We start from the raw sequence: 6,618 nt of genomic DNA on the forward strand, positions 1-6,618 counted from the left end.
CATTTGCTCGTTCATCATGCGCGAGCACCCAGTGTCTGTTTTGCGCTGATTAGTCGAAGAGGTAGCGCTTAATAATCGGATCGTCATTTCTGCGATTACTTATGCCGAAATGCGTTACGGGCAGATACCTGTTTTACTGAATCCAAGCCAGTTCTGCTTTACCTCTTTGAACAGAAGCCAATGGGTGATGTTGCCCTCGGTCAGGTCTTCTGAACAAGCTCGGTCACGAAGAAAAACCAGGTATCGAATGATGAGCGATGCAACTCTTTGTACTTATCATCCTCGCTGTCGAAGAGAAGGAACGGGTCTACGAACAGCGGGAGGTCGTTGACCAGAGCCACGTCAAATGCCCCATACTCATCGACGGTTTCTGCGCTCACCTGGAAGACGTCCGAGAAATAGATTTGCGGAATGTAGTCACGACCAATCATTTTGGCTCCTATAGGGTGCGCTCAGCCAGCCGCGTCAAATCTGCAAAAACAGACGGCCACCTCGATGAGGTGGCCGTTGCGATTTTCGAAGCAAGTAAGCCAGAAATCAATCTGAACTATCGAGACGTATCATTCGATGAAAATCTCGTTAGATGCTTCCCAAAATCTCAGGTTATTGTGCCCGCTACAGACAAAATGTAGGTTCTCAAAGAAGTTGAAAATCCCCTCCTAGTAAATCAAAGGCTTGTGCAACTTTTTGAGAAGGTCTGCAGAGGTCGTCTCGAAATAAACGACATCTGCCTACATGGTTCTCAAAATAATTGAAGCGAGGGGCGCTCATGAACTCCATGAGCAGGTGTGAAGCTGCTGTAGTGCGTGCGATGCATTGGCCAGCGATGATCTTGACTGACAGGACGTGCTGTGTGGGTCCGGTGCGCTTTGGGATCGATGCGGCTGCATCAACCATGCGATGTGTAACGAACAGAGAAGTTCTGATTGAAAAATTGGAGAGGTCGCACATTCTTCATGTCATGTACGGGCATGGAGAACATCAATGCAAACCAGGTACTGTGAGGCATGTGGCAAGCGATTTCAGCCTCGGTCGCAAACGCCGCATCAAGCCTATTGCTCTGAACTGGATTGTCAGCGGGTCCGCCGACTGCGATGGCAACGTGACAAGCGCAAGAACGATCCCGATTACGCTGACAACCAGGCACGGGCCCAACAAGCGTGGAGTACGCGCAATGCGGATTATTGGAAAAATTACCGCGCGACGCATCCCGATTATGTCGAGCAGAACCGCAATAAGCAACGTGTGCGCGACGCACGAGACACCGGCGGTGCGGACGTAGGGCTTGCAAAGATGGACGCGTCAAATTCACTTCCACGACTGTCTTCTGGTCTATATCGCATGCAATCCGTTTCTCAATCGGGTCTTGCAAAGATGGACGTGTGGACGGTAGAACTACAGGTGCTGTCCTACTCATCATAGACAGAACGGGCCCTTGCAAAGAGATGATGTGTTCGATGCCAGGCAAGACTGCTGCTATCTTGAGCTTAACGTCTTGTCCCGACGAGCCGATTTGCGATTGTCTCCGGAAAGACGTATCAACCTTCTTGGTAATTGACGGCTATGTTAAGAGATCAATTCAACGCTGCCGAAGCGAAACCGCATTCCGATATGCGGGCCGTGGAGTACGTTCGCATGTCGACTGAGCATCAGCAGTATTCCACCGAAAATCAGGCTTCTAAAATTCGCGAATACGCGAGCCGGCGGGGAATCGAGGTCATCCGTACCTATGCTGATCAGGGTAAGAGCGGATTGAGCATTGACGGGCGCGAAGCGTTACAGCGGCTGATTCGTGACGTTGAGAGCGGATCCAACGAGTTCCAAATGATTCTGGTGTATGACGTCAGTCGTTGGGGCCGCTTTCAGGACGCTGATGAAAGCGCGTACTACGAGTATCGCTGCCGCCGGGCGGGCATCCAAGTGGTCTATTGTGCCGAGCAGTTCGAAAATGATGGATCGCCGGTATCCACTATTGTGAAGGGCGTGAAGAGAGCTATGGCTGGCGAATACAGTCGCGAGCTCTCGGCCAAAGTGTTTGCCGGCCAGTGTCGGCTGATTGAACTAGGATATCGCCAGGGCGGGCCAGCCGGGTATGGATTACGCAGGGTTTTGATTGATCAACACGGATGCTTAAAAACTGAACTCACCCGCGGTGAACACAAGAGCTTACAAACCGATCGCGTTATTTTGGTGTCTGGGCCAGAGGAGGAGGTGAGCACTGTAAATCAGATGTATCGCTGGTTTATTGATGACGGCCTGGTGGAAGGCGAAATAGCAGGGCGACTAAATGAACTGGAACTGAAGACCGACCTAGGCCGCTCCTGGACGCGGGCCACAGTTCACGAGGTGCTAACGAACGAAAAGTATATCGGTAATAACGTATACAACCGCACCTCCTTCAAGCTCAAGAAACTTCGGGTGGTCAATACGCCTGAGATGTGGGTGCGCAAAGAGAATGCCTTCGATCCCATCGTACCTAGAGACTTGTTTTATACGGTACACGGCATCATGCAGGCTCGCGCACGGCGCTATACAGATGAGGAGCTGATCAGGCGTCTTCGTAACCTGTATCAGCATCGTGGCTTCCTTTCTGGCCTGGTGATTAATGAAACCGAGGGCATGCCTTCAACTGCGGTTTACTCACACCGTTTTGGCAGCTTGCTGCAGGCATATCAGACGGTTGGTTTTTCACCGGACAGGGACTATCGTTATCTTGAGGCCAACAGATTCTTGCGGCTTTATCATCCAGAAATCGTTGTCCAGGTAGAGCGGTCGATTGCCGAACTAGGTGGTGTAGTGGTTCGCGATCCGGCGACCGACATGCTGCGGCTAAATGACGAATTCAGCGTTTCTCTGGTTCTCGCTCGCTGCCAGGAACACGGTGCAGGTCGGTATTCCTGGAAGATTAGATTTGATACAAGCTTAGCTCCGGACATCACGGTAGCGGTACGGCTCGATCGGACAAATCGAGCTCCCCTCGACTACTACCTGCTTCCACGTCTGGATTTCGATTACGGACGGATACGTCTGAAGGAGAGCAACCCTATTGAATTTGAGGCCTATCATTTCGACTCCCTGGATTATCTGTACAGCATGGCTGAACGTGCTCGAGTAAGGAAGGCTGCCTGAATATGGAACAGTGGCCCAGTGAAATGCGGATGATCCCAATCGACTTGATCGAAACGTTGAATCCAAGAGAGCGCAACATGCGCGTCTTCGAAGAGATCGTCGCCAACATAAAAGCGATTGGCCTAAAAAAGCCGATTACTGTGACCGTGAGGACCAAGCCGGATGGCTCGGAGCGCTATCTGCTCATATGCGGCGAGGGGCGAGTAAAGGCGTTCAGAGCATTGGGTGAAACGACCATTCCGGCGCTCGTTGTGACAGTGGATGATGAGGGGGCGCTCATCATGAACCTCACCGAAAATATGGCACGCCGCCGATATAGGCCATTGGAGGCTATGCAAGGAATTGAACAGCTGCGAAAGCAGGGGTATGACAAGAAGACAATCGCCTTAAAGACCGGCCTTAAGCCCGAGCACGTAGGCGGCATTCTGTCGCTGTTGAAAAATGGTGAGGAGCGGCTACTAGTAGCGGTGGCCAAAGGTCGCATCCCTTTGACCGCGGCCCTGACAATCGTTGATGCGGGTGATGATAACGCAGCGGTGCAGGTTGCTTTACAGAATGCTTATGAGTCCGGTGCATTGCGTGGTCAGCAGTTGCTGCAGGCCAGGAAGGTTATCGAAAATCGGCAGGTCCTCGGCCCGTCCGTATCTACTGGTACGCGGCGTCGGCGGGTTGATGTGACTACCTCGAGTTTGATCCGAACTTATCAGAAAGAGGTGGCTCGGCAGAAGCTGATGGTGAAGAAGGCAGAGTTCGCACAGCAGCGTTTGCTATTCGTAACGGGGGCCTTGCGCCAGCTACTGGTCGATGAAAACTTTACGACGCTTCTTCGTGCAGAGGGGCTTGATACCTTGCCAAAATATCTGTCTGAGCGAGTTTGGCCTATGGGGCACGCAGCATGAGCAACGTCACACTGGGTTTTATTCCCGAGCCGATCCGCGTTCCGACGGATCATATTTTGCTGTCGAAAAAGGTATCGCCTGAGTCAATTGCGTCGCGCAAGTTTGATCAGATTCTTGCATCAATCGAGGAGATCGGACTGATCGAACCACTGTCGGTTGTACCGGAAGGGAAGGACGCGAATCAATCTGACCGTTACATTTTACTTGACGGGCATTTTCGTTTAATCGCGTTACAGCAGTTGAATTGCACAGAGGTATGCTGCTTAGTAGCTACTGACGATGAGAGCTATACCTATAATAGCCGAGTCAATCGGTTGTCGACGGTGCAAGAGCATTTTATGATCCGCCGCGCTATTGAGCGTGGCGTTACTCCGCAGCGTCTCGCCAAGGCTCTCAGTGTTGATGTCAGCCAAATCACCAAAAAGCTCAAGCTCCTAAATGGGATTTGCCCAGAAGCGGCGGAGCTGCTTGCAGATCGGCAGTTTTCCACGGAAATTTCGCGAGTGCTGCGCAAGATGAAGCCTACTCGCCAAGTCGAATGTGTCGAACTCATGGTTTCAGCCAATAACATCACGGTGGCCTATGCTGAAGCGATGCTCGTTGCGACACCGGCACTGATGCTTATCGACGGCAAGAAGCCGCAGCGTATGTCTGGAGTCTCGCAGGAACAGATTTCCAAGATGGAGCGCGAGATGAGCAACTTGCAGGTGCAGTACAAGACAGTTGAGCAGACTTATGGCGAGGATGTTTTGCACCTGGTGCTGGCAAAAGGGTATCTGGCTAAGTTACTCGAAAATGAAGCAGTGTCACATTACCTCAAGCAGCGTCAACCTGAAATATTTTCGGAATTCGAGATCATTGTGCAGACGGTTTCACTTGATCAATAGTCAGGCAACACAGACGGCGTCTGAATTTTTTCAATTCTTTATTCTGGCAAAGCGTCAGGTTTTGGTAAATCGGATTGAGTCGGATCAGCGGTCTGCGCAAGGTAGGCTTCGAGCTTCGATGAGCGTAGCCAATAATACTGTCTGCAAGGCCTCGTCGTAGATGTCGGGCCACCGAAAGCAGCAATGCCAGACCGGGATAAGACACTGGCCAGGGACTTTGGGCTGCAATGAAGTGAAATTGCCAGTTCGCGACCAAACACATATTTTTCCCGAAATGCTTCAAGATCGGATAATCGTACAAAACGCGTCTGCCTTCCATTGATATTTCGTATCCGGCTCTTGATCACCTGTTGTTGAACGAGAGCATAAACTACCTCCTGCTTTACCCCTAGAGCGTGAGCTGCTTCGACGACGCCAACTTCGCTCGCACTGGTTGGCGTTGATGAATCCAACAGGCTTTTTACCAGCACCCGTTCGAAAATCCAATCGCAGATGCGTCGGTCGGAATTTCCTACCCCTGAAATTCCGATGGTCCCGTTTATGGAAGCGGTTAGAATTTTTCTAAAGATACCGTCCTCCCTAGCTACGCACCTCATTAGCTGTGAGAAGGAAATCTGTGTATTTTTAATCTGCTTTTGGAGCGAAACATCTGATGCCGGACGAAGCAAGTCTTGAATACCATTCTGCGCGATGAACCATGGGGCACCAGCCTGAGGTTGCCCTCCCCATATTTTCAGGAAGCCGGCATGGATGAGTTCCACAACGCGGTTTTTTGACAGTCCCAGCTTGCGCGCAGCTTCTTCTACGCTCACCGCACTATGCAGTTTGTCAGCGATGGCTTGGAGGCTAGATATCTCTACCACTCTGGCGACGCGACCGCTTGGGTAAACCTGGTCACGGCAATGCACTTCTCCCGCCTCGGCTGCACGTGATACAACCGCGACTCTCAAATTCATACGGCTTGCAGCCGCCTCTACCGGAAGCCACCTATGTTCAGTAATAGCATCGACATGGAGTCTCTTATGCCGGAGAGCGAGAGGTGCCTCCCATTTGTCCAGTATGTATCTTTCAATCGCATCTCGAACGAATTGATATGCAGGGTCAGACAGCCGATCGAATATCTCCTTATATATAGGTCCTAGAGCAACACTCAGTTTCCATGCTCTTCCATCCTCTCGCTCCGCGCGGATTCGATCGAGACCTTGTTCAAGCCCGTGAGGCCAGCGCAGCAACATAGCCGCAGCATTCCTGCATATTGCTGACGTCGTAACCAACGATGCTGAATCGGCGATCTTGAGCGGCTTTCTTGCCCGAGGATTTGAGGAGCATGCCCCGAATCGAAAAGCAAGCTCGTGCAGCTCCGTGAGCGAGAGATGCTTTAAGTGCGGGGCCCGTTGCGTGTCTGCCTTGAAGGCTAGCTGCAGTTCGCGTACCAGCCACAGCTCATCGGCATTTGCGTTGGCAGTATCGTCGGCACTTCCAAGACTGCCGCCGCAATCGGGGCAGCTGAGAGTGATATGTTCGGTCCAGTCGAGCTGGCTTCCGCAATGCCGACAGATATCGCATAGCCGTGTCTTATGCTCTATGCAGCACGTGACAAGTGAGAGGTCCCAGAAAAGGCTCCAGTAGCCTTTTTCTGCAAGACATCTCCCGCAAAACCTGCGGCGCCGCAAATTCCACAGCGGCATAGGACGCGTTGGCGG

The 6,618-nt window shown here is 51.8% G+C and carries 6 protein-coding genes and 1 pseudogene; 4 read left to right on the top strand and 3 right to left on the bottom strand.

From position 1 onward, the window contains the following. Positions 1-200: 200 nt before the first annotated feature. Positions 201-431: a hypothetical protein gene (locus M0974_RS11395; protein WP_297836296.1), complete on the bottom strand. Its 231-nt coding sequence runs from the start codon at positions 429-431 to the stop codon at positions 201-203. A gap of 553 nt (positions 432-984) precedes the next feature. Between M0974_RS11395 and M0974_RS11400 the strand changes: the two genes are divergently transcribed. The 4 genes from M0974_RS11400 to M0974_RS11415 all read left to right on the top strand — a co-directional run bounded on the left by M0974_RS11400 (position 985) and on the right by M0974_RS11415 (position 4,915). Further along, on the top strand, positions 985-1,422 hold the full coding sequence (locus M0974_RS11400; RefSeq protein WP_297836297.1) for a hypothetical protein: 438 nt from the start codon (positions 985-987) through the stop codon (positions 1,420-1,422). A 189-nt stretch (positions 1,423-1,611) separates the two neighbouring features. Continuing rightward, positions 1,612-3,129 (top strand): recombinase family protein, encoded by a 1,518-nt coding sequence (locus tag M0974_RS11405; RefSeq protein WP_297836305.1) that lies wholly within the window; start codon positions 1,612-1,614, stop codon positions 3,127-3,129. 2 nt (positions 3,130-3,131) lie between these two features. Further along, entirely contained in the window at positions 3,132-4,028 is an 897-nt protein-coding gene (locus tag M0974_RS11410; RefSeq protein ID WP_297836299.1) for a ParB/RepB/Spo0J family partition protein, read from the top strand. Then, positions 4,025-4,915 (top strand): plasmid partitioning protein RepB C-terminal domain-containing protein, encoded by an 891-nt coding sequence (locus M0974_RS11415; protein ID WP_297836300.1) that lies wholly within the window; start codon positions 4,025-4,027, stop codon positions 4,913-4,915. The genes M0974_RS11410 and M0974_RS11415 overlap by 4 nt, the downstream gene beginning before the upstream one ends. A gap of 38 nt (positions 4,916-4,953) precedes the next feature. Here M0974_RS11415 and M0974_RS11420 read toward each other — a convergent pair whose 3' ends face one another. Both M0974_RS11420 and M0974_RS33305 read right to left on the bottom strand, forming a co-directional pair. After that, complete coding sequence (locus tag M0974_RS11420; RefSeq protein WP_297836302.1) at positions 4,954-6,150, bottom strand: hypothetical protein; 1,197 nt, start codon at positions 6,148-6,150, stop codon at positions 4,954-4,956. 342 nt (positions 6,151-6,492) lie between these two features. After that, positions 6,493-6,603 (bottom strand): annotated as a pseudogene (locus M0974_RS33305) (TniQ family protein); the annotation flags it as partial. Positions 6,604-6,618 lie beyond the last annotated feature (15 nt).

The sequence above is a fragment of the Pseudomonas sp. genome, from assembly GCF_026224925.1.
Taxonomy (GTDB): Bacteria; Pseudomonadota; Gammaproteobacteria; order Pseudomonadales; family Pseudomonadaceae; genus Aquipseudomonas.